This is a genomic window from Psychrobacter sp. NG25, assembly GCF_015234355.1.
Classification (GTDB): Bacteria; Pseudomonadota; Gammaproteobacteria; order Pseudomonadales; family Moraxellaceae; genus Psychrobacter.
In genome coordinates this window covers 1-597 of sequence record NZ_JADGMV010000023.1, presented here as the reverse complement: position 1 = coordinate 597, position 597 = coordinate 1, and the positions used below count along the sequence as shown (strand labels likewise).

Here is a 597-nt window from a genome sequence, read left to right as displayed (position 1 = left end):
GTTCTTACGTAACAGTTTAAAAATGGGCTCACAGGTAGAGGTGAGTTGCGAGATAAATCTCGCGATATAATTCAATCTGCCCAAAAACCCCCGAACCTGCTTCTCTGTGCGGGGTTCCGGCATTTCAAGGATGGCCTTCACTTTCTCGGGATCTATCTCTATCCCTTTCTGACTTACGATAAATCCTAGCAACTTCCCCGACTTTACCCCAAAGGTGCACTTGGTTGGGTTTAGTTTTAATTGGTATTTCCGCAACCTTCCAAACAGCTTACGCAGATTGACAAGGTGTTCGTCCTCAGTCCGAGACTTGGCAATCATGTCATCTACGTAGACCTCTATTTCCTTATGCATCATGTCATGGAACAATGCCACCATGGCACGCTGATAGGTTGCCCCAGCATTTTTCAGCCCGAAGGCCATCACTTTATAGCAGAACGTCCCCCATAGGGTGACGAAAGTGGTCTTCTTTACATCTTCGGGTGCCATCTTTATTTGATTATACCCCGAGAAACCATCCATAAATGAGAAAAGGGCGAATTTGGCTGTATTATCTACCAATATATCGATGTGTGGTAGGGGAAAATTGTCTTTAGGACT

General features: G+C 45.1%; 1 protein-coding gene. It reads right to left on the bottom strand.

Going from position 1 to position 597, the window contains the following annotated elements; translation table 11 throughout:
* Positions 1–597: reverse transcriptase family protein (locus tag IPZ60_RS14115; RefSeq protein ID WP_194198356.1), on the bottom strand; the 597-nt coding region annotated here is incomplete at both ends.